General features: G+C 44.7%; 1 pseudogene. It reads left to right on the forward strand.

Annotated features, from left to right (window positions below):
- Nucleotides 1-125: 125 nt before the first annotated feature.
- Nucleotides 126-434: pseudogene (locus BHE18_RS00005) on the forward strand (class I tRNA ligase family protein); the annotation flags it as partial.

The raw sequence follows: 434 nt of genomic DNA on the forward strand, positions 1-434 counted from the left end.
TAGTGTGTTGTAGTGTACAGTCTCATTGTAGCAGGTGATGAAAGACCACCAGCAATGTAGGTGTCACATTGTGCAATCATGTTGAATAGATTATAGCGACACTTCTCTTTATTTTTTTTTTTTTTCTTGATTATTCCCGCGAGCGCTTTACACTCGACGATGGCTTGTCAAAAGCAGTGCGTGAAGTATTCGTCAAATTGTACGAGAAAAAATTGATCTACCGCGGCAAATACATCATCAACTGGGACCCGGCGACACAAACGGCGATTTCCGATATCGAAGTAATTTATAAAGATGTCCAAGGCGCGTTTTACCATATGCGCTATCCGCTCGCTGATGGGTCCGGACATATTGAAATCGCAACGACGCGTCCAGAAACGATGCTCGGCGATACAGCGGTAGCGGTTCATCCAAGAGACGAACGCTATCAGCAT

The organism is Rossellomorea aquimaris (assembly GCF_001877785.1).
Lineage (GTDB): Bacteria > Bacillota > Bacilli > Bacillales > Bacillaceae_B > Rossellomorea > Rossellomorea aquimaris_A.